The sequence below is a fragment of the Oscillibacter sp. 1-3 genome (assembly GCF_000403435.2).
GTDB lineage: Bacteria > Bacillota > Clostridia > Oscillospirales > Oscillospiraceae > Oscillibacter.
On the sequence record NZ_KE159710.1, the window covers coordinates 491,006 to 511,196 of the forward strand.

Sequence of the window (20,191 nt, forward strand, 5' to 3'; positions counted from 1 at the left end):
CTCCTCATGTTGTTTTTCGTCCATTGTACCGCGGGGAAATCAAAATTACAAGGGTTGTTTTCTCAAAAGCATCACGGGGAACAATGGGTGTCCCCTGTCGGTTAATCGATTTCCAAGGGGGATTTTGTTTTTTTACAAAAATTCTTGACAGCGATTCTTTCAGGCGGTATATTCGAATACAGAGGAATTGGGCGCTCCCGCTCTCCTGCTGCCACAGGAGCGATCCCACATCATTCAAGACCGCATTTCAAGGCTGCGGGGTTGTACCGAATATGCGACCAAATAACGGGAGGTTTATCTTATGGAGAAACATGTCAAACGAATCGGCGTTCTCACCAGCGGCGGCGACGCTCCCGGCATGAACGCGGCAGTGCGGGCCGTAGTGCGGGCCGCCACCAACCGCGGCATCGGCTGCGTGGGCATCCGCCGGGGCTGGAACGGCCTCATCAACAGCGATTTTGTGCAGATGAACGCCTCCAGCGTCAGCCACATCATTAATAAGGGCGGCACCATTCTGTACACCGCCCGGAGCCTGGAATTCATGGACGAGGCCGGCCGGGCCAAGGCCCTGGCCACCTGCCGCCTGCTGGGGCTGGACGGCATTGTGGCCATCGGCGGCGACGGCACCTTCCGGGGCGCCCTGGCCCTCTCCCGCCAGGCGGCGGATGCGGGCATGTCCCTGCGGGTGGTGGGCATTCCCGCCACCATTGACAACGACATCGGCTGCTCCCACTACACCATCGGCTTCGACACCGCCTGCAACACCGCCGTCGAGTGCGTCGACAAGCTGCGGGACACCATGCAGTCCCATGAGCGCTGCTCCGTGGTGGAGGTCATGGGCCGCCACGCCGGGTATCTGGCGCTGTATGTGGGCATCGCCGTAGGCGCCACCGCCGTGCTGATTCCCGAGCGGGAGGTGGACTTCGAGCGGGACATCGCGGAAAAGATCCGCCGGGCCCGCCTGGCGGGGACCACCCACTACATGGTGGTGGTGGCCGAGGGCGCCGGCAGCGCCATGGAGATCAGCGGCCGCATCCACCAGGAGCTGGGCATCGACCCCCGGGTGACGGTGCTGGGCCACATCCAGCGGGGCGGCTCCCCCAGCGCCCGGGACCGGGAGACCGCCAGCCGCATGGGCTATGAGGCGGTAAAGGTTCTGGCCGAGGGCGAGGGCAACCAGATCATCGGCATCCAGAACGGCTCTATCAAAGACATTGACATGGAGACAGCCCTGGCGATGACCAAAAATTTCCAGATGGATCGTTACCAGATCCTGGAGGCCCTGACCAACAGCCAGGGCGGGGATTTTTGATTTGCGCATATACAATATACTGAGCCGCCCCGGTGCGAAACGCACCGGGGCGGCCTTTATGCGTCTATGCGTTTGCGAAAACCAGCCTCTCAGTCCAGCCGGGAGGAGCGGCGGATGTTCATCCGCCGTTTCCAGTTGGAGGGCGCGAACAGCAGCAGCATGGGGAATATCTCCAGCCGCCCCACCAGCATGTCAAAGGACAGCAGCAGCTTGGACGCCGGCGAAAAGGCGGAGAAATTGCCCAGGGGGCCCACCATCTCCAGCCCCGGGCCAATGTTGTTGATGCAGGCCGTCAGAGCCGTGAAGGTGGTCACCAATCCCTTCTGCTCCAGGGACAGCAGCAAAAAAGAGGCCACGAACACCGCCATATACACCGTAAAATAGATATGCGCCCCCCGCAGCGTCCTCTCCGACACGGGCTTGCCCTCCAGCCGGGTGGTGGCCACGGCGTTGGGGTGCAGCATCCGCTTCATCTCACTGACGGACGCTTTCAGGAGAATCAGGATGCGGGAGATCTTGATGCCGCCTCCGGTGGACCCGGCGCAGGCCCCCACAAACATCAGCGTCACCAGGATGGACTTGGAGAAGGTAGGCCAGAGGTCAAAGTCCACCGTACCGTAGCCCGTGGTGGTAATGATGGAGGAGACCTGGAAAAAAGCGTGGCGCAGACTGATCCACACACTGCCGTACATATGACAGATGTCCGCCGTGATCGCCGCTACAGCGGCGGCCACCACCAGCAGATAGGTCCGCAGCTCCTCGGAGCGGAATACCTCCCGGAAACGCCGGATCAGCAGGAAGTAATAGAGATTGAAGTTCACACCGAAGAGCAGCATGAATACGCCGATCACCACGTCAAAATAGGGGCTCTGGTAGGCACCCACGCTGAGATCCCGGCAGCTGAATCCGCCGGTGCCGGCAGTGCCGAAGGCGTGGACGCAGGCGTCAAACAGCGGCATTCCCCCCGCCAGCAGGAGGAGCGTCTCCAGCGCGGTCATAGCCAGATAGATGCCGTAGAGGATCTTGGCGGTATCCCCCAGGCGGCTCACCAGCTTGCCCACCGTGGGCCCCGGCACCTCCGCCCGCATCAGGTGCATCCCGTGGCCGTCGGTCATAGGCAGCACGGCCATGACAAACACCAGCACGCCCATGCCCCCCACCCAGTGGGTAAAGCTGCGCCAGAACAGACAGCTCCGCCGCAGGGGCTCCACCGCCGTCAGGATGGTGGAGCCGGTGGTGGTAAAGCCGGATACGGTCTCAAAAAAGGCGTCGATCAAATTGGGGATGTCCCCGGAGAGTACAAAGGGCAGCGCGCCGAAGAGGGACATGAAGATCCACGCCAGGGCCACCACCGCCAGACCGTCCCGGGCGTACAGGGACATCTGCCGGGGCTTTTTGCCGCCCAGCAGGAGCCCGACCGCCGCCAGCAGCAGCATGGGGATCAAAAAAGGCAGCGGCGATTCCCGATAGATCCCCGCCGTCAGCAGAGGCAAAACCATCAGCACCGCCTCCACCAGCAGAATCCTGCCAATGACATACCCGATCATACGATAGTTCATACAGCCGCCCTCACTGGAAGATGTCCCCGATTTTTTGCAGGGAGGTCCGGGTGGTCACGACGATCACATCGTCAAAGGGGTGCAACACGTCGCCGCCGGAGGGGATGACAATCTTTCCGCTCTGCCGGACGATGCCCGCCAGCAGAATGCCGCTCTTGAGCTGCAGGTCCTTCAGCGGAATTCCCGCGAAGGGGGGATTGGGGCCCACGCCGAACTCCAGGGCCTCCACCGCCCCGTCCACCAGGCGGTGGAGGGTCTTGATGTGGTCGCCGGCGGCGCTCTGCATGGCCCGGACATACTGGACGATCAGCTCCGTGGTGACGGAGGCGGCGGAGACCACGCTGTCGATCATGTGTTCGCCGGACACCAGGTCCACCAGGGACTTGCGATTGATCTTGGCCACCACCTTGCAATTCTCCGCCTGCTTGGAGGCGCTCATGGCCATGAGGATATTGGCCTCGTCGATGCCCGTGATGGCCACAAAGGCGTCGGTCTGGTCGATGCCCTCCTCCCGCAAAAGCTCCGTGTCCGTGCCGTCGCCCACGATGACCAGGGCCTTGGGCAGCCGCTCGCCCATGCTGACGCAGCGGCTCTCACTCTGGTCGATGATCTTCACGTCCATGCCCATATCCAGCAGGTCCGAAGCCAGGTAGTAGCAGATCTTGCTGGCCCCCACGATCATCACCGTGGACGCCCGGTTCCGAAACACCCCCAGGTGCCGGAAGAACTGAGCCAGCTGGTCCGAGGAGGAGGTGAGGTAGATCTTGTCCCCGCTCTGGAGGACGAAATCGCCGGAGGGGATGATGGTCTCCCCTTTCCGGCTGACAGCACAGATCAGCACCCGGACCCGCAGGCTCTTATAGAGGTTCAGCAGCTGGACGCCGCTCAGGGCGGAGTTCTCCGGCACCCGGTACTCCACCAGCTCCAGCCGGCCCTTGGAGAAGGTCTCCACCTTCATGGCCGCCGGGAAGCGAAGCACGCGGGCGATCTCCCGGGCGGCGGCCCGCTCCGGATTGATGGACATGGAGAGCCCCAGCTCCTCCCGCATGAAGCGCAGCTGCTTCTCATACTCCGGGTTGCGGATGCGGGCGATGGTGTGGGGAACCCCCATCTTCTTGGCCACAAGGCAGGCCAGGATATTGATCTCATCGCTGGAGGTGGTGGCGATCAGCAGATCCGCCCTGTCGCCTCCCGCCTCCAGCTGCACCTCGTAGCTGGCTCCGTTGCCACAGACGCCCATGACGTCGTAAATGTTGATGACGTTCTCGATCAGCTGGGCGGCCTCGTCGATGATGGTGACCTGGTTCTCCCCGGAGAGCTGTCTTGTCAGCTCCAAACCCACCTTGCCGGCGCCCACAACAATAATCCTCATGCCGTCCTCCAAAGGCGCCGCGCCTGTCCGGCGCGGCCTGTAAAATAATCCATATCCTCAGCGGCAGATCCAAACGCCTCCGCCGCTGGAAGCTATTATAGAGCATTCCAGCGAAAAAGGGAATACTTCTGGAAAATCTTTTCTCCCGGCCCAATCCCTGTTTGAATAATGCCTAAAACAGCCCCGCAGGAATACGGATGTCCTCCCGGGGTACCTTCTCCCAGGAAAAATCCGCCAGCAGCGCCTCCGCCGTCCGGGGCTCCGCCGAGGGGTTGAACCCCGCCAGATACGCCAGCTTTCCCAGCACCTCCGCCGCCGCACGGCCCCGGAGACTGTCCAGCCCCGCGTCCGCGTCCCGCTTGCTCAGCCGCCGGCCGTCCGGGGACAGCAGCAGCGGAAAGTGGACAAAGGCCGGCGCCGGCAGGCCCAGCAGCCGGTACAGCAGCAGCTGACGTGGTGTGGAGGACAGCAGGTCCGCCCCCCGCACCACCTCCGTGACGCCCATGGCGGCGTCGTCCACCACCACCGCCAGTTGATAGGCGAACATCCCGTCGGACCGGCGCAGGAGAAAGTCCCCGCAGTCCCGGGCCAGATTCTCCCGGTACAGGCCCATATGTCCGTCGGCAAAGGCGATCTCCTCCTCCGGCGCCCGCAGCCGCAGGGCCGGGGAGCGTGATTTGGCCCGCTCCGCTGCCTCCGCCGCCGACAAACGGCGGCAGGTCCCGGCGTAGACCACCTGTCCGTCCTCCCGGTGCGGGGCACTGGCGGCGTGGAGCTCCGCCCGGGTGCAAAAACATGGGTACACCAGTCCCAAATCCGTCAGCCGCTCCAGGGCGGCCTGATACAGCGCCGTCCGCTCGCTCTGGTAATAGGGACCGTCCGATCCGCCGGCGCCGGGCCCCTCGTCCCAGTCAAGGCCCAGCCAGCGAAGGTCCTCCTCCATTCGGGCGGCATACCGCCGGGGACAGCGGGCGGTATCCAGATCCTCCACACGCAGAATCACCTTTCCGCCCCGCTGCCGGACGCTGAGCCAGGCCAGCAGGCAGCAGAGGATGTTACCCAGATGAATCCGCCCGCTGGGCGAGGGGGCGAACCGTCCCCTGGGAATGTCTCTACGCTCCATGGGCATCCGCCCTCCCTTCATTGGGGGTATTATAGCACACGCCGGCGGAATTGCAAAGACCCGCCGCCGGAATCAACCGGCGGCGGGTCTCTTCGGTTTTCACTGCATCAGCCGGTCCACGCAGGAGCGCATCTCCGCCTTGGAGGTCGCGGCGCGGGCGGCGTCAATCACGGCCTGACGCTCCGCCTCCGGCAGGGCGGCAAAGCGCTCCATGGCCTCGGGGCGCTGGGAAAAGGCCATGCTGAGGCCCTGGGGGAGTTCCTGTTGATCCATCACATTCACCTCTCCCCCAGTATGCGCCGGGACGGCGGCGGTTATTCGCTGCAGAAGTAAAGGTCCAGCAGCAGGCTCAGGTCGCTGGCAGCCAGATACGTGACGCCCTCCTCCGTGACGCAGGGGGCAAGCAGCTCCCACTCCCCGTCCTCAGCATTGGGACGCTTGGCGGCCCCGGCGCCGGGCAGAACGGAGAAAATCACCTTGTCCCCCTCCTTCACTGTGGCGCCCTGGCCGCTGACCCAGGAGACCTCATAGTTCACGGCCTCCGCCACCGCCCGAAGAGGCAGCAGGCCCGGGCCGGACAGCTTGGCGTTCACGGACAGCTTCTCACCGTTCACCGTCACCTCGCCCTTGCCGTTCAGGGTATACCAGCCCCGGTAAGCATAGGGAAACAAAAGCACTTTCTCCGCATTCCCGTCCTTGTCCTTCCAGACCAGGATCTGGGAGCCGGGAACCAGGCTGTCCACATTCACCATCTGCCTGGTCAGCCAGGGAGTGACCTGAGCGGAGACCGGAATTGTCAGAGTCTCTCCGCCGGCCACCGGCAAATTCACCTCGGTGCGTTCCGGAGCAGGGTAAATGGCAATGGTAACAGTCTGATCTGTGCCGACAATTTCATAATACTCCGGCACCTTGTAATCCGCCGGGACATTGCCCACCACGATCAAAGCGGAGGTCTGGGGCGGCAGGCTCATGGTCATGGCGTTCCCCACCCAGGCGTAGAGTGTGTCGCCGTCTTTAACCTTGGTCATATCCATGGGCAGTCCGGTGACGGCGTCCACGCAGGGCACGCCCTCCGGCAGATGGACAACGACCTCTCTGTGGAGGGCGGTTTCGTCGTCAGTCTGCAGCAGCAGGGAACCGCTCTCCAGCCGGGTGACCTTGCCCCAGACCCGGACGGGAGCGAGGCTGGCGGCCTCCGGCGCGGGGGAGATCAGCAGATCGTCCTCCGCCGCCAGGGCGGGTAGGGACAGCACCAGGGCAGCGCACAGCGCCAGGGAGAAAATTTTTACAAAACGCTTCATATGGCTCTTCCTTTCCTGTTCAGTTGTATGGTCAGACGGAGGGCAGCGCAAAAAAGTTCCCGCGAATCAAAATATTATGCGAAAATTTTTTGAGTTCACAGAGAATCCTCCATCACATCCAGCCCGCCCAGGTCCATACCCATCCGCAGGCCCAGGAGGAAGCGGCAGTCCCCGTCCACCTCCTCCTGGACAATCTGAGCTTCCAGGAGGTCCACAGTACTGAGCAACTCGGGGGTTAAGCCGGCGGGCATAGCGGAAGGCGGCATAATGTTTCTCGAACTCCCGGCACAGCGTCACCTCCGGGCGGTGGTGGATATAGTCCCGTCGCAGACAGGGTTTTGCTCGCCCTGACGGGCGGGGTGGAGTTCAGCCATGATGACAGCTGGTTCATTGCACGGCCCAGAAGAGAAAAAACGCTGAGGTGGAATTTGGCTGCAGGGGCCAAATTCGCTCAAGATACGGGGGTAGTCTGAACGGTACTTCCGTAAATTTCCAGTCTTCTGCCGAGGGCGCTTGACAGTGTACCTGGCGGGGGCGCTGTGCCGCATTTGCCATTGCTTCAAAAAATTAATCAAGCCAAAATTATACACAGATAGATTTAGATGGTCACATCAATAAATGAGGAACCAAATGGCAATACAACGAATTTGGACAGCCGCAACAAAAGAAGCAAGATTTTTTGCATAACGTGTAGCAGTACCGCACCATCTCTTGAGAAGCAGAAAAGCATTCTCAACGAGATGACAGAGTTTGTAGAGATATTCATCGTATTCTCACTGGTGTTTCCGGTTTTTTCTCGGCGGAATGACCGGAATCATTCCCACCTCGGTGGCTTTGAGGAAGGATCACGTCTATGTCATAGCCCCAGTCTGCCAAAAGATATTTCGCCCGGAAACCCTCTATCAGTTGCGCTGCAAAAGAATCGCACTGGCATACCATGCGCATCCACGGCCAAATGTATCTTGGTGTTAAGCCCCCTTTTGTGCGGTCCATCGCCTGATTGCCGTCCCGTGCGCCAGCAGCGTCCGGATGCGCTTTGACATGGCTGGCATCTACCATCAACCACTCAAAGTCTGTGTTATCCACCAGCACTTCCAGAATCCTTTCCCAAATTCCCTTATCCCGCCATCGACAAAACCGTCGGTGTACATTCTTCCAGTTTCCATAAGTTTCTGGCAAGTCCCGCTAAGGCGCTCCGGTGCGCAGAATCCAAAATACTCCGTCGATAAACTGCCGGGTGTCTCGAGCCTTCCCGCCCCGTTTCCCTTTTCGTCTATCGTGTATGGCTTGATTTTCTCCCAAGCTCTATCGCTTATACCGTGTCGCCGCTATTCCTTTCCCATTTTTCAGCCCTCCTATTTCTTTGAGGACTATTTTATCATATTTTTATTGACGACACCATCTAGCTTGAAGACACCCGCTAGTCAATTGAAATTTTTTCGGATTGGGTGAAATGTTTTGATAGTTTAGAACAATGTATATATAAAAGACAATAATAAAACGAGTAAAGAGGCGAGTCCAATGTGGTAATCAGATGCTGTACCAATAGGGAAAAAAGTAGTATAATGAGCATATGATACAGAAAAATGAAAGACCGGTATGCGAGTGATTTAAGCGACCGCCAATGGGCACTCATGGAGCCACTGTTCCCGCGAGCTGGAAACAGTAGCAAATGGGAAAAGCTTGAATTGGTGGATGCAGTGTTGTACTTTGTAGATAACGGCTGCAAGTGGCGAAATCTGTCCCACGACTGTGGCCAATTTTTATTATGCCGCAATCCGAAGCGGATTTTGGGTGAAAATCCGCTTCGGATTGCGGCACTGGTGGAACGGGTACGGACAGTCGCAGGGCGAAACGCAAGCCCCAACTACGCAATCATCGACTCGCAAAGCGTAAAAACCGCCTCACCCGCGGAAGAACGCAAAATTGATAGAGGGAAAAAACAAAAGAGCGCAAACGGCACATCGTAGTGGACACCATGGGAAATCTGCTGGCGGTGGTGGTTCATGCTGCCAATATACATGATACAAAGTCAGGGATTCTGGCAGCAAGAGATGCCTTTGAGAAATATCCATCCATTCAACGCTACTGTGCCGATGCAGGATACCGCAAAACCTTTGAGTAGGATGTTTCCCGTGAACTGGGCCTTGGTGTTGATATTTCAGTACGGATTAAGCCTGAATGAGAAATCCTGCCCAAGCGATGGATTGTTGAGCCTTCCTTGGCTTGGTTCAACAATTCCCGCCGTCTTGCCATAGGCTACGAGTTATCTGTCCGTTCTGCTCAAGCCGTTTGCCTTATTGCTGCTTTCCGCACTTTGCTTAAAAGGCTTTACCCTATTGATACAACCTCTTAATTTTCGTTTGGGCACTTTCTTCGCTCAAAAATGTCCTTCAGCGCACCCTCCCACAGGGCTTGTCCAAAGAATGGTCAGGCACCGGCTCTCAATTTTTTCTCTCAAAAACCCTCCGAATTACCCCGGCCCGCCGCCAAAAGGACAACAAAAAAGAGCCCAGAGCAATTCGCAATGAACTACTCTGGACTCTTCTTTTTTACTCAGGGCTTGCTCTCAACGCTGCTCTGAAAGGGACAAAATTGGGAGCAGAATTGGGATGGTTTTGGGTGGGGCAAGCTCAAAATTGTTCTTCTCCCTTTTATTTCGCTCTCTTTCTCCCTCTTATCTTGGCCCAGCACGCGGCTTTCAGCCGCGAGGGGCCTTCGGCGCACGACTTTCAGCCGTATAGATAAGAGAAAAATCAGAAATCACGGTTTTCAGCCATGTAAACCGGAGTGTTTTCTCCCGGCAAGTACAGCAAACAGGCCTTTGGGCGTGGCTAAAAGTCATGCGGTGAAAAAGAAGAAAAAAGACGGAAATCAGGCCGTTTCAGCGGTTACTGCGGCTTTCCCGGCCAAAAACATAAAAAGAAAAGGCCCGAAGCAACAAGTCGTTGCCTCGGACCTTTGTGGCTGGAAGCCATATGTGGCTGCACACAGCTTTCAGCTGCAAGCCATGTACGGCTGAAAGCCGTATGATGAAAGCCGCATCTGGTCATTTTATTTGGAATACATTGTCCGTTTTGCGAGGGAGGGGGACAAAGTATCACAAGGCAACATCTCATTGAGGCCTGATTTTACCATGTGAACATCTGCATTGCAAGCGATTTCCAGAGGATTTACGCTTTGTTCATAAATACAATCAAACTTGAAACGCCAGAAGCGACCATACATTGGCCGTCTCTGGCGTTTTTCATAAAGTAATATTCACTCCTATTTGTCTGCCCAAAAGGTGTCCGACTTTGCCCGGCAATCAATTACAGCATCCAGGTACACAACATTGTCAGAGACCGAAAACACTGCCTTATACCAATTCGCAAAAAACGCGCCTCTGTAAACGTCTTTAGGAAGGTTCGGGTCTTCGTATGGAGGAAATTGAAACGGATTCTCTGACAGTCGTTTTAGGACATCGGCAAATTCATCTCGGAACCGCTTTACCGCAGGAGTGCTGACCCCTGCAATAAAAGCGGTATGCTGCAATAGCATGGCATGGACGCAGTGTGCCGTAACTACCTTGTATTTAGACACCGCTCTCCGCCTCCCCAATTATCCGGTCCATGTCTTCTAAGAGCTGGCTGGCAGAAATCCCCTCGATACCCTGTTCGCGTTCCGCTTTGGCCCGCAGCAAATCCGCATAAAGAGACTGCTCAGAACTCAAAGAAAGAGAAAGGGGAACGGCCCGGTCCCGAACAATTTGCCGCAAAAACATATTGATAGCGCCGGTCATATTCATACCAAGCTGGGACAAAACCTGCTCTGCCTGCGCTTTCAGTTCAGAATCTGTGCGGATGCTCATATTGATACTGCTCATGATTATCACGCTCCTCCGAATGTATCTTATCACGAGATATGTGCAATGTCAATGCAAATACACCTCTGTCTCTTTTGGGAACGGAAGGTTCAAAAGGAGACTTCCGTCTAACTGCCGGGATATAATTTGCATATTAAAGCCTTATTAGAAGGATATTTTCTTGATATTACCCTCAAGAGCATATTGTTTTCATATTATCGGGATATTACTTGAATATTAGGCCATTCAGGATATGATTTACATATTAGCTGCATATTAAATTGATATTACGCCTATAAATTGCTTATTATTGTGATATTAACTGCATATTGGGAACCGTTCCTGTCTTTCATCAGGATAAAACAGACCTCTCTGCTGTGCCTGCAAGGGGATTGGAAAGTGCAAGGAAAAATCCACGCCCCCTGGCTCCCCCTTATAAACATCTTCCCTGCGGAACCCATAATAGAGAGGGCAGATTCAAGCTGCATATTCCGCAAGAAAAAGGTACGATTCAGCCTAAGCCAGCTATTCTTCGTACTCTGTATTCAATGTCCTCAGCATTTCCTCACTCATGGCAGTGATGACCCGGAGTTGTTTGGGAGTGGCCTTTTTCACAACGGCTTCCAGAGAATCCAGGTAATGGCTCCGCTCCTGAGACAGGGAATCGTATACCAGGGAATCAACCGTAACACTCAGCACCTCGGCAATATCAACTACCGCTTTTAAGCTGGGTTTGGTGATTCCACGTTCCACATTGCTGATGTGGGAGGGTTCGACTCCTATTTTTTCGGCTACCTGCTGTTGGGTAAGCCGTTTTTTCTTTCTGGCATCACGGATTCGCTTGCCAAGAGCATCATAGCGCAGTTCCAAATTCATCACATCCTATAACTCATAGTCTAACGGGCACATACCCTGCAAGTACACGTTGTATATGCTATTTTGTGAGTTATGGGATTAGTTTTTGAAAATTTGTTGTAAAAGTGTAGTTTATTGTTTTACATCTGCCTGAGTGTTTGATGAAGTTTGGCTTCAGCCGTTTCTGAACTGAAAAATTTGTCGAGAAAAACGGAACATTACTTGCAAATTATGTTGTAAAGGAATATAATATATCTATACATTAAATTTAGACGATAAAGGAGTTCATTGTGATATGAAAAGATATATTTCTTCCCTTATGGCGTTTTGCCTGATGTTTGCCCTTGTACTGCCTGTAGAAGCCAAGGAAGCTGAAAGCTTCCGCGATGTTCCGGCTGATTTCTGGGCCTACGAGCAAATCAACCGCTGCGTGCAGGACGGCATTGTGGGCGGCTACTCTGACGGCACCTTTAAGCCCGGCAACCCGGTTTCCTACGGCGCCTTTTCCATCATGCTGGCTCGGGCCTTCTACTCCGATGAATTGGCCGGTTACTCTGACCAGAGCACGGCTACCGGCGAGGCCATCATGAACAAGCACGGCATCCTGAGTGGTACCAGCCGTTCCTCTGCTTCCATCGGCGCCTCCCTCCCCCGCGAGGATATGGCACAGTGCATGTATAATGTGCTGGTGGATAAGGGAGCGAAGATTCCCTCTGTGCAGGAGCAGAGCGCTCACATCAGCTCTATCCCCGACTATACCAACGTTAGCTACAGTTGCCGTACTGGCGTCCTGGTGTGCTACTCCTTGGGCCTTCTGGGTGGGCAAAGCGATGGCAACTTCGGCCCCAAGAACTCCATGAACCGCGCCCAGGGCTGCGTTGTCATTAACCGCCTGCGGGATTACTTCCAGAACAATGGCGGTACCACTACCCCTGTTACTCCCCCGGAGCAGCCTGAGACCCCTGTTGACCCACCCGAGCAGCCTGAGACTCCTGTTCCTCCTACTGTGACGGAGCTGCCGGAGTTCAAGATGCTGGCAGGAGAAACTGCTTCTGATATGATGTCCAGAATTTGTGTTACGGGTTATACCAAGGGCTATTTATCAAACGGCTCTGAGATTTCTGACGAAAATATCACGGCCCTTCTCGAAAAGGTTAAATCAACCATGCCTAACCATACTGTTTGGGATTCAAGTCAACAGTATAACTATCGCTCTCCGAGTTTCGGGAAATACTGGGGGAATGCTGGCAAATGCGCTGGATTCGCAGCATGCCTTTCTGATTACCTTTTCTCAAGCGATGCCCCACTGAGGAGACATCAGGATTACGAACAACTCAAAGTCGGGGATGTCATTGATATCAGAAATAGTGCGAATGGTTACAAGCACGCCGTTGTTGTTATTTCTATTGATAGAAGCTCAGGTAACGTGTACACATGTTCAGGAAATAGCGGCGGGGAGATTCGGTGGGATGGCTATACTACTTTCGAAATCCTCAATCGAGACACCGTAGCCCCCAATACCTACGTTTATTCCAGATACTGAGCCTGATGAATTTCCCAGCCCCGGCCATCTGGCCGGGGCTGGGGGTTTCTTTATTATACCACAAATAGAAATCTCAACAAACGCATATAATAAAATATGCTGTTCAATGATTAGCTGTCAATTGATGCAAGCACCAAGAGGCAAGAAAGCCACCTACTAGCGATAGGTGGCTTTCGTCTTACACAGAAGACATAGAACTCACCTCTTCCAGGGTGGGTTTTTCTTTTTGCCCATAATGCCTAGATTATCTATGTATTTATATAAGCACGGTACCACCCCCTCTCTTTTCTCCGAGTCCTAAAGTCCATATCGAGCTGAAAGCCCCCATCATGCATCGCTTCCACTATTTCTTTTTGTCCCAATATCCTCCTAAGCCGTTATCGTTTTTTGCCGGTTTGCATATCATATATTATCCATCGCGCAGGAAGAACTATGGAACCTCGCTGTGAAAATAGTTTTTCCACGCTCTGCATATAATATTGCACTGCAAATTCCTCGCAGGGCTGTTAGCCCAACCTGACAGGGAGGCATGCGCACCACGATACAGCAAGGAGGGATGATTTATGAACTGAGTCTTCATCGCAACCTGAAACCAATGCAAGCCTCAAAACACTTAACGACCTAAAAGGAGGTATTTTCACCCACATGAGTAACAACAAACATTTTCACCTGACCAATTTTAAGCGGGCGCTTTCCTTGATGCTCGTGCTGGTCACACTCCTGGGCATTTTGCCCATTCCGGCGGCAGCTGCCGACACGCGAACGGACATCGCAGAAAAAGTCAGCATCGACTCCGGCAGCTACCACAAAATCGGCAGTACCGACTACCACTCCCCTATGCTCGGCTCCGATTCCACTATCCACTATATCCGTGCCAAGGTTGACGGCGCTTACCAAACGGTGTTTTGCGGTGAGCATGGCATGGCTCTGAAGCATGGCGTGTGGAATGTTGCTACTTTCAGCGATGGCAGCAACTATGTCAAAGCAGATAGCGGCAATGTTGCCCCATACATGATTTTCACCGACTACTACTACAACATGAAGTCTGAAAACGAGGTATCAAACGCCTGGGTTCAGGCCTGTGTATGGTTGATGCGCGATAATTACAGCACATATAAATTTTTGCTGACTGTTACCGCTGACGATATCATGAGCACCAAGTATGATGACCTCATTGGTAAAATCGCTGACGAGGCAATTGCGGCGTATGAGCATGCATCTGGAAGTAAACATCCGCAGGGGCGCGCTTGGATGATTAACATCCTCAAGACAGAGGTTTTTGTGCCCTGGATTAAAAAAGAAATTCCTCACCTTGACTATGTTGTCTATACGCGTTCGGGGACAGACCCGAAGTCCGGGAGACCCTGGCAGCCCTTGATTCTGGGCATTCCTAGCGAGGACCCTCCTGACGCTGACCCGCATGTCTACATCAAGGTCAAAAAAGTCGACTCCAAGGGCAATCCCCTCGCCAATGCTGTCTTTGAGGTCCTTGATAAATCTGGTGCAAGTCTCGGTATTACGTTGACAACCGGAGCCGACGGTACTGCCTGTGCAGAGGTTCCTCTTGCTCAAGGCGAAACTTCTATTGATGTCAAGGTCCAGGAGACCCAGGCCCCGCCCGATTGTGAGCTGGACGACACTATCTACCCTGTTCACCTGGATGCAAACCAGCATGGCACTGCTGGCAAAGCCGCTCTTGTCAGCGGAAAGGCCATTGTGAACGACAAGCCCACAGAGCCCGGCGATGGTTCCTTCCGTAAGGTGGACCAGTACGGCAAGGGCATTGAGGGTGCCAAGTTCCTCATTGAGGGCCAGGCCGACAGCGAGGATGGTTCCACTGGCCAGCGGGTTCATGTGGAGCGGTTCAGCCTGAAAAGCGGCGAGATTCCTGTTCAGTGGGTCAACCCCGATATGCCCAACTACATTCCGCCCGGGCATTACACCATTCGTGAGGTAACTCCTCCTCCGGGCTATCGCCCCACTGATGAAGTCAGGCACATCGACCTTTATCAAAACGGTCAGTGTTCCGGTGATGTCATCTTCACCAACGAGAAGTTCCGGACCATCAAGCTGATTAAGCAGGACGACTCTGGCAAGGGTCTCCCTGGCGCTGTGTTCAAGGTTGAGCGCAATGGCCAGGACCTGGGCTCTGTGACCACCGGCCCTGACGGCACCTTTGTGCTGGAAGGCGAGAATGATACCGGTCTTTTGCCCGGCCTGTATACCTTTACCGAAACGACCGCCCCCGAGGGCTACCTGCTCCCCTCTGAGAGAGTGCATCAGGTCTGGCTGTTTGAGGAAGGCGACACGGTTGAGCAGTACGTGCTGGCCGTGACCAACTACCAATACCCCGATATCGAGATTGAGAAAATCTCCCGGGAGACCGGCAAGGGTCTGGCCGGCGCTACGTTCGAGGTTCGGATTAACGCGCAGACCATTGACACCTTCAAGACCGATGAAGAAGGTAAGATTCACCTCACCTATGAGCAGTACGGCAGATTCCTGAAACCAGAAGGTGCAGAGTCCTGGACAGTTTCCGTCCGTGAAATCACGGCTCCCAACGGCTACCTCATCGATGATGAGAACTGGCAGGAGGCTGAGATGCACCAGGGCGAGGAGCTCAAGACTTTCACCTTTACCGATACCCGATACCCCTACATTCGCATCATCAAGCGTGACCGTGAAACGGGCGAGACCCTTCCCAATACCACGTTCCATGTCTGGATTGACGGCAAGGACATCGGGACCAAGGTGACCAACGAGTTGGGCATCATCACCATCGACTATGATGAGTATGGCCGCTTCCTTGACGAGCATAATCATGACAACTGGACCATTACGGTTCAGGAAGAGGAGATGCCCGACAAGTACAATAAAGATAAGCAGGACGCGTCCGGCGACTACACGCTGACGCAGACCCTGAAATGGGGCCAGGAGTACGCTGAGTTCACCTTCAAGGACACCCATTTCCGCGACCTGCGCATCACCAAGCGCGACAAGTCCAACACCTGGACCCTGGCGGACGCCACCTTCACCCTGGATTCCCTGAACCTGGAGAACGAAAAGGGCGGCCCCATCCACCGGGAAGGCAAGACGGATGCCAACGGCCAGCTGACGTTCAAGGACCTGCCCAACGGCACCTACCGCGTCACAGAAACCGTTCCCCCGACCGGATACAGCCTCGCAGACCCCAACTGGCAGGATGTGACCATCACATCCTACAGCGACCGGGTTATCGACATTGAGTTCCTGAACGCTCCCGAGCAGGGCCTCCTGATTCGGAAGCTGGACGCCACGACCAAGCAGAATCTGGCCGGCGTCAAGTTCGAAATCCGCTACCTGGGCACCGCCGACTCCTCCAGTGGTACCACAAATGACCCGATGGAGAAAATCACTGATTCCAACGGCCTCATTTACATGCCTGACTGCAGGAGGCTTTCAGCCTCCACCTAAATAGTTTGTTTAGCCTCCTCCTGAACAGCTTGCTTTCCGGGTAAGTGCCCGGCTTTTTTTATGCAGATTTATACCTTCTAAAGAGAAAATCCGCTGGCCCAATTTGAACCAGCGGAAAATTGTTGAACAGCTTTGAGGAACCTGTCATTCAGGGAGTCACAAGGCAGTGACTTTTTTGAGCTTTGAGGGGTTTACAATAATTTCAGCTTCCCCGCCCGCAAAATACGCAAAGACATCTTTTTTATTGATATTTGCCCGATAGATGATACGGTCATCCGTTTGAAATCGATTCGCAAATCTTTCTGCCACTTCTGGGCTCAGCGTCCAGGAAAACGCACGTACATTTTTTTGGCTAAGTTGATTTACACCACGATAGACAGTCAGCTCATCAGGAAAATTACGGAAAGCTTCAAGTTCTTCCTCTGACATAAGATACTCAGGGACACATTTGGAAAACAAGTCTGTGAGTTCCTTCTTTGTGAATACGGACGTTTTATTTGTGATATTACAGCTTGTCCATGTGATACGAAAGACCTCCGCAAAATCCTTTTCCGATAACAGGCGAAGAATAGTCTTCAAAAATTCAAAACGATACCCTATTGAAATCATCCAAATTACTTCTGCAGGTTCTTTGCATTCATGCAGATGTTTTTTCTTAATTTCTTTACCCAGCTTCAATGCCGCCGGGCTTTCCAGTATATCAAAAATCCACGAGTCGTTGATACTGTCTGCAAGGTGAACGTTATCAATATTCAATGATGGAAGGTCAAAAGATTTAGGAACCATCATGTATTGTGAATCAAAGAGCGGATGAGACACAATGACAGACTTTGAAAGAGAGAATGATATTTTCACATCAATGTCCAAGAACACTTCGGCAACCTTAATAATACGCTCCATATCTGACTGAGTTTGCATAACAGGTATATCCGCCCTTTCTGTGTATTTTATCGGAACCTCTTTCTGGATACCTTGATTATACCTCTATTGCAATGGAAATGAAAGAGGGTATTTTCTTTTTTGACACGTCCTTTATGGCGTTCATTTAGAGGAGGCTTTCAGCCTCCTTCTGAATAAGCTGTCATCCGGAGCACGTTCCCAATTTTTTTGTATAGCTTTACATATTTACTTGAGGAAATCGATGAATTTTACGATTTAATTTTACAGAAGCAACAAAAATATGGCTGTTTTCACCCCTTTGAACGGGGCTTTTTTTCACGTTCACTACAGATTTTGAAACAAAATTTGCAATCTCCTTTTTGGTCTGCTACAATGCTCCCAGCGCAGAAAGAAAGGAGCGATTTTCATGAACAGACAACAGCTCAGCGCGGTACGGCGCGTTTTGAAACGGGAAAAGAAAAACTGCAAGAATGACGACCTCTTCCAGCGGCCTGGCCTGCACCCCAGCATGGGCCGCCACCTTGCCACCGACGGACATATCGCCATCTTGCTGGACTCCCCCCTGAAGAATGTTCCTGTGGGCAGCTGCATGGACTCCCTGGGCGGGACAATTTACAAGGAGTGTAACCGGGGTGAGCACTTTCCCCTGGATGATACAGAGATAATGCCGGAGCTTTGGACCAAGCTCCGGGCCGATGATTATGATTTGGGACCCGTGGAGATGACAGCCTATACCGAGGATGGCTATGTTATCCGTGGAAATTTCAGCCCCACGTGCCTGCTGGACGCCTGGGAGGCTGTGGGTGAGGACGCCTGCTTCTATCTGGGCTTCGGTGGGATGGGGCGGCAGCGGCTTACCCTTCTGGTCGCGCCGCCGGAAGGCAGCCAGTCAAAAGGGGTAGGGGTGCTGATTGCGAGGGTGTTGGAGGAGCGAAGCTGATTTTGTACTGCCCGTCCAAAGGTTTTTAATCAAAAGAGAAAATCTGAGGCATGGGGGCAGTGATTCCCAATTGCCCGATACAGTAAAAGGGGAGGGGTGGCGTTTCGCCACCCCTCCTGGTGTTTCGCCATACCCTCCTTTGGATTAGCCATGCACACAATATGCTTTCACATTGCACGTTGGAAATGCCTCCGCAATCTCCCGCAGGAAAGGCTTGCGGAATGAGTAGTAGAGGAGAATTTCCTGAATCTCCGCACCATAGCACTCCATGGCCTCCCGTACCGCGCCGGCCTCATGAGCCAGCAGGAAACAGCAGTTATCCTCCGGCTTTGTGGCAAGGTAGTCCGCCATCAGGGGCAGGCTCTCACAGACCACAAGCCGTTGTACCACCGCTCCAATCTCAAAGTGGAAGGAACCATCTCCGGTCTGACCGCAGGGATAGCCATAGAGGTCCGTTCGGACAAACCCCAGCATCTCCCCTGTCTCAAAATCACTGCAGGCCCAGTCAAAATACTGGTTATCAGAGGAGCGTGTCACCAGCATCCGCCACAGAAGAAAGGCGGAAATCCGTTCCGGCATCACGCCGTTATCTGCAAGAATCTTGGAAGAAATAGCATAATCGTTCATTTTATATCAATCCTTTCTCTATTTTGAAGGGCCGAAAGTGCAGATAAGAAACCTGGAATGTCCATGACGGTGTACTTTCTGGCCGCTGGGGATGCTTTGTGCGTGGGTATCAGGATGCCGTTTTGGGCTAAGTAGTCAGAGTCCAGAACCGCGTTTCCCGCATGGCCGGCGGCGTAAGCCGCCATAGCCTTGCCGGGCATGTAATAAATCTGATTGTTGGGGCTGCTCCGGAACTGGATGATAAAGCCGGCATGGATGACTCCCGGAGCAGACCGGTCATACAAATTCATCTTCTCCAGCTGATGCGGTCGGATGTCAATTAACGGCAGCTCTGGGCACGCTGTGGACTTTAACTCAAAAAAACAGGTCATGCCGGGCAGTACGGAGAAATAGTCGCAGGGCTGGCGGTTCTTGTTGACGTCCAGAAGCCGGACCAGCTCGTAGCCATTGCTCCTGTACTGCTGGGAAAAGTCTTTTTCAAATCGCTTACCGGCTTTGATATTTTCAGCGGATATATTGCTCATTGCTCTCACCCCCTCAGCTGGCTAAGGCGTACAAACTCATCTGAGAAGGCTGTTCAGGCTGCATAGCCTGTTCAGCTTTCTCGGCCTGGTCTGGCTGCACAGCCTGTTCGGGCTGTATAGCCTGTTCGGGCTGTATAGCCCGCTCGGTTTGATTTGACAGACGGAACATCTCCGCCACGTCAACCGGAAGGGCTTTCAAGCGGAACATACTCCGGCGTTCTGTTTTGCCGCCAGGTACATGGAACGCCTTGCTCTCAACAGGCATAATCTCAGGATGGTGCTTCAGCTGCTTTTTCAAGGCATCCTTTGGAACCGCATCTTTTTCAGTACGGCGGCAATATTCGCAATACAGAGGGTACACATTGTTGAGATTCAGCCATATGGCATCCTCTTCCGCGTCATAGCGATAATAGCGGCCATGCGCGAGATAAAAACTGGCTTCAGAATCCGCTTCGGCCATATCGCCCAAGGTACAAAGGAACTGAATGGCCTCGGTTTTCGGGACAGCGCTGGAATCCATTACATGCTCATAGATGCTGTCCGCCAGTGCGGAGGCCGCAGCGGGAATGTCAGCTTCCGTGTAAAACTTCTCCGCAAAGAGCATATATCCCGCCAGAATAACGGCAAAACTCTTTCGGATGCGCTCCTGCCGGAATGTACCAGGAACATATATCATGGCCCTGTCAATGGCTTCCTGTACGTCCTCGGTGGTCAGGGAAAGGGAATAGCGCAGCATCTTCCAGCTGATGGCCCGCAGGGCATCTGTGTGAGAGGCAAGCCAATCAAACGAATCCCGCCGCTCCGGTGTGATGTCGCCTCCATAGAAACCGCAGGTCAC

General features: G+C 54.1%; 21 protein-coding genes and 1 pseudogene. 8 read left to right on the forward strand and 14 right to left on the reverse strand.

Going from position 1 to position 20,191, the window contains the following annotated elements; translation table 11 throughout:
* Positions 1 to 301 precede the first annotated feature (301 nt).
* On the forward strand, positions 302 to 1,312 hold the full coding sequence (locus tag C816_RS18240; protein ID WP_016323886.1) for an ATP-dependent 6-phosphofructokinase: 1,011 nt from the start codon (positions 302 to 304) through the stop codon (positions 1,310 to 1,312).
* 89 nt (positions 1,313 to 1,401) lie between these two features.
* Here the strand turns inward: C816_RS18240 and C816_RS18245 are convergent, their stop codons facing one another.
* The 7 genes and pseudogenes from C816_RS18245 to C816_RS23070 form a co-directional block, all read right to left on the reverse strand.
* Positions 1,402 to 2,871, reverse strand: a complete 1,470-nt coding sequence (locus C816_RS18245; protein WP_016323887.1) for a TrkH family potassium uptake protein — start codon at positions 2,869 to 2,871, stop codon at positions 1,402 to 1,404.
* Between the two features lie 10 nt (positions 2,872 to 2,881).
* Positions 2,882 to 4,243 carry a Trk system potassium transporter TrkA gene (gene trkA / locus C816_RS18250; protein WP_016323888.1) on the reverse strand — a complete coding sequence of 454 codons (1,362 nt, stop codon included), beginning with the start codon at positions 4,241 to 4,243 and terminating at the stop codon, positions 2,882 to 2,884.
* Between the two features lie 172 nt (positions 4,244 to 4,415).
* Positions 4,416 to 5,366 carry a tRNA glutamyl-Q(34) synthetase GluQRS gene (gluQRS, locus tag C816_RS18255; RefSeq protein ID WP_016323889.1) on the reverse strand — a complete coding sequence of 317 codons (951 nt, stop codon included), beginning with the start codon at positions 5,364 to 5,366 and terminating at the stop codon, positions 4,416 to 4,418.
* Positions 5,367 to 5,465: 99 nt separating this feature from the next.
* A complete protein-coding gene (locus C816_RS23965) occupies positions 5,466 to 5,642 on the reverse strand; it encodes a hypothetical protein (protein ID WP_155979091.1) in 177 nt (58 codons plus the stop codon).
* A gap of 38 nt (positions 5,643 to 5,680) precedes the next feature.
* On the reverse strand, positions 5,681 to 6,667 hold the full coding sequence (locus C816_RS22075; RefSeq protein ID WP_016323891.1) for a hypothetical protein: 987 nt from the start codon (positions 6,665 to 6,667) through the stop codon (positions 5,681 to 5,683).
* Positions 6,668 to 6,762: 95 nt separating this feature from the next.
* Complete coding sequence (locus tag C816_RS25145) at positions 6,763 to 6,918, reverse strand: 3-hydroxyacyl-CoA dehydrogenase family protein (protein WP_242832258.1); 156 nt, start codon at positions 6,916 to 6,918, stop codon at positions 6,763 to 6,765.
* A 360-nt stretch (positions 6,919 to 7,278) separates the two neighbouring features.
* Positions 7,279 to 7,983: pseudogene (locus C816_RS23070) on the reverse strand (IS5 family transposase).
* Between the two features lie 270 nt (positions 7,984 to 8,253).
* On the opposite strand from C816_RS23070, the gene C816_RS23075 reads away from it, so the two are divergent.
* The 3 genes from C816_RS23075 (at position 8,254) to C816_RS23970 (ending at position 9,689) form a co-directional block, all read left to right on the forward strand.
* Positions 8,254 to 8,637, forward strand: coding sequence for a transposase (locus tag C816_RS23075; RefSeq protein ID WP_081646411.1), 384 nt, complete (start codon positions 8,254 to 8,256; stop codon positions 8,635 to 8,637).
* Positions 8,638 to 8,645: 8 nt separating this feature from the next.
* Positions 8,646 to 8,792, forward strand: a complete 147-nt coding sequence (locus C816_RS23080) for a hypothetical protein (protein WP_081646415.1) — start codon at positions 8,646 to 8,648, stop codon at positions 8,790 to 8,792.
* 705 nt (positions 8,793 to 9,497) lie between these two features.
* Positions 9,498 to 9,689, forward strand: a complete 192-nt coding sequence (locus C816_RS23970) for a hypothetical protein (protein WP_242832216.1) — start codon at positions 9,498 to 9,500, stop codon at positions 9,687 to 9,689.
* 245 nt (positions 9,690 to 9,934) lie between these two features.
* On the opposite strand, the gene C816_RS18265 is transcribed toward C816_RS23970, so the two are convergent.
* The 3 genes from C816_RS18265 to C816_RS22080 all read right to left on the reverse strand — a co-directional run bounded on the left by C816_RS18265 (position 9,935) and on the right by C816_RS22080 (position 11,381).
* A complete protein-coding gene (locus C816_RS18265) occupies positions 9,935 to 10,249 on the reverse strand; it encodes a hypothetical protein (protein WP_040656034.1) in 315 nt (104 codons plus the stop codon).
* On the reverse strand, positions 10,242 to 10,532 hold the full coding sequence (locus C816_RS18270; RefSeq protein WP_016323893.1) for a type II toxin-antitoxin system RelB/DinJ family antitoxin: 291 nt from the start codon (positions 10,530 to 10,532) through the stop codon (positions 10,242 to 10,244). The genes C816_RS18265 and C816_RS18270 overlap by 8 nt, the downstream gene beginning before the upstream one ends.
* Before the next feature lie 504 nt (positions 10,533 to 11,036).
* A complete protein-coding gene (locus C816_RS22080; protein ID WP_016323894.1) occupies positions 11,037 to 11,381 on the reverse strand; it encodes a helix-turn-helix domain-containing protein in 345 nt (114 codons plus the stop codon).
* A 280-nt stretch (positions 11,382 to 11,661) separates the two neighbouring features.
* Between C816_RS22080 and C816_RS18280 the strand changes: the two genes are divergently transcribed.
* The gene (locus C816_RS18280; protein WP_016323895.1) at positions 11,662 to 12,909 is read left to right on the forward strand and encodes an S-layer homology domain-containing protein; all 1,248 of its coding nucleotides are present in this window, start codon (positions 11,662 to 11,664) and stop codon (positions 12,907 to 12,909) included.
* Between the two features lie 705 nt (positions 12,910 to 13,614).
* A complete protein-coding gene (locus C816_RS18285; RefSeq protein ID WP_155979092.1) occupies positions 13,615 to 16,362 on the forward strand; it encodes a SpaA isopeptide-forming pilin-related protein in 2,748 nt (915 codons plus the stop codon).
* A gap of 156 nt (positions 16,363 to 16,518) precedes the next feature.
* On the opposite strand, the gene C816_RS18290 is transcribed toward C816_RS18285, so the two are convergent.
* Positions 16,519 to 17,262 carry a hypothetical protein gene (locus C816_RS18290; protein ID WP_207636957.1) on the reverse strand — a complete coding sequence of 248 codons (744 nt, stop codon included), beginning with the start codon at positions 17,260 to 17,262 and terminating at the stop codon, positions 16,519 to 16,521.
* 207 nt (positions 17,263 to 17,469) lie between these two features.
* On the opposite strand from C816_RS18290, the gene C816_RS24625 reads away from it, so the two are divergent.
* Positions 17,470 to 17,736, forward strand: coding sequence for a hypothetical protein (locus C816_RS24625; RefSeq protein ID WP_207636958.1), 267 nt, complete (start codon positions 17,470 to 17,472; stop codon positions 17,734 to 17,736).
* Positions 17,669 to 18,202: a hypothetical protein gene (locus tag C816_RS18295; protein WP_016323898.1), complete on the forward strand. Its 534-nt coding sequence runs from the start codon at positions 17,669 to 17,671 to the stop codon at positions 18,200 to 18,202. Before C816_RS24625 ends, C816_RS18295 begins: the two co-directional genes overlap by 68 nt.
* 144 nt (positions 18,203 to 18,346) lie before the next feature.
* Here the strand turns inward: C816_RS18295 and C816_RS18300 are convergent, their stop codons facing one another.
* The 3 genes from C816_RS18300 to C816_RS24360 form a co-directional block, all read right to left on the reverse strand.
* On the reverse strand, positions 18,347 to 18,829 hold the full coding sequence (locus C816_RS18300) for a hypothetical protein (RefSeq protein WP_016323899.1): 483 nt from the start codon (positions 18,827 to 18,829) through the stop codon (positions 18,347 to 18,349).
* Positions 18,826 to 19,353, reverse strand: coding sequence for a Holliday junction resolvase RecU (locus C816_RS18305; protein WP_016323900.1), 528 nt, complete (start codon positions 19,351 to 19,353; stop codon positions 18,826 to 18,828). The genes C816_RS18300 and C816_RS18305 overlap by 4 nt, the downstream gene beginning before the upstream one ends.
* Before the next feature lie 13 nt (positions 19,354 to 19,366).
* Positions 19,367 to 20,191 (reverse strand): hypothetical protein (locus C816_RS24360; protein ID WP_196803659.1); only part of this gene is annotated, 825 nt, incomplete at its 5' end.

Coding starts and splice junctions, on each gene's coding strand:
- C816_RS18240 (WP_016323886.1), top strand. CDS start 302: ATGGAGAAACATGTCAAACGAATCGGCGTTCTCACCAGCGGCGGCGAC.
- C816_RS18245 (WP_016323887.1), bottom strand. CDS start 2,871: ATGAACTATCGTATGATCGGGTATGTCATTGGCAGGATTCTGCTGGTG.
- trkA (WP_016323888.1), bottom strand. CDS start 4,243: ATGAGGATTATTGTTGTGGGCGCCGGCAAGGTGGGTTTGGAGCTGACA.
- gluQRS (WP_016323889.1), bottom strand. CDS start 5,366: ATGGAGCGTAGAGACATTCCCAGGGGACGGTTCGCCCCCTCGCCCAGC.
- C816_RS22075 (WP_016323891.1), bottom strand. CDS start 6,667: ATGAAGCGTTTTGTAAAAATTTTCTCCCTGGCGCTGTGCGCTGCCCTG.
- C816_RS25145 (WP_242832258.1), bottom strand. CDS start 6,918: ATGCCCGCCGGCTTAACCCCCGAGTTGCTCAGTACTGTGGACCTCCTG.
- C816_RS23075 (WP_081646411.1), top strand. CDS start 8,254: ATGAAAGACCGGTATGCGAGTGATTTAAGCGACCGCCAATGGGCACTC.
- C816_RS23080 (WP_081646415.1), top strand. CDS start 8,646: ATGGGAAATCTGCTGGCGGTGGTGGTTCATGCTGCCAATATACATGAT.
- C816_RS18270 (WP_016323893.1), bottom strand. CDS start 10,532: ATGAGCAGTATCAATATGAGCATCCGCACAGATTCTGAACTGAAAGCG.
- C816_RS18280 (WP_016323895.1), top strand. CDS start 11,662: ATGAAAAGATATATTTCTTCCCTTATGGCGTTTTGCCTGATGTTTGCC.
- C816_RS18290 (WP_207636957.1), bottom strand. CDS start 17,262: ATGGAGCGTATTATTAAGGTTGCCGAAGTGTTCTTGGACATTGATGTG.
- C816_RS18295 (WP_016323898.1), top strand. CDS start 17,669: ATGAACAGACAACAGCTCAGCGCGGTACGGCGCGTTTTGAAACGGGAA.
- C816_RS18300 (WP_016323899.1), bottom strand. CDS start 18,829: ATGAACGATTATGCTATTTCTTCCAAGATTCTTGCAGATAACGGCGTG.
- C816_RS18305 (WP_016323900.1), bottom strand. CDS start 19,353: ATGAGCAATATATCCGCTGAAAATATCAAAGCCGGTAAGCGATTTGAA.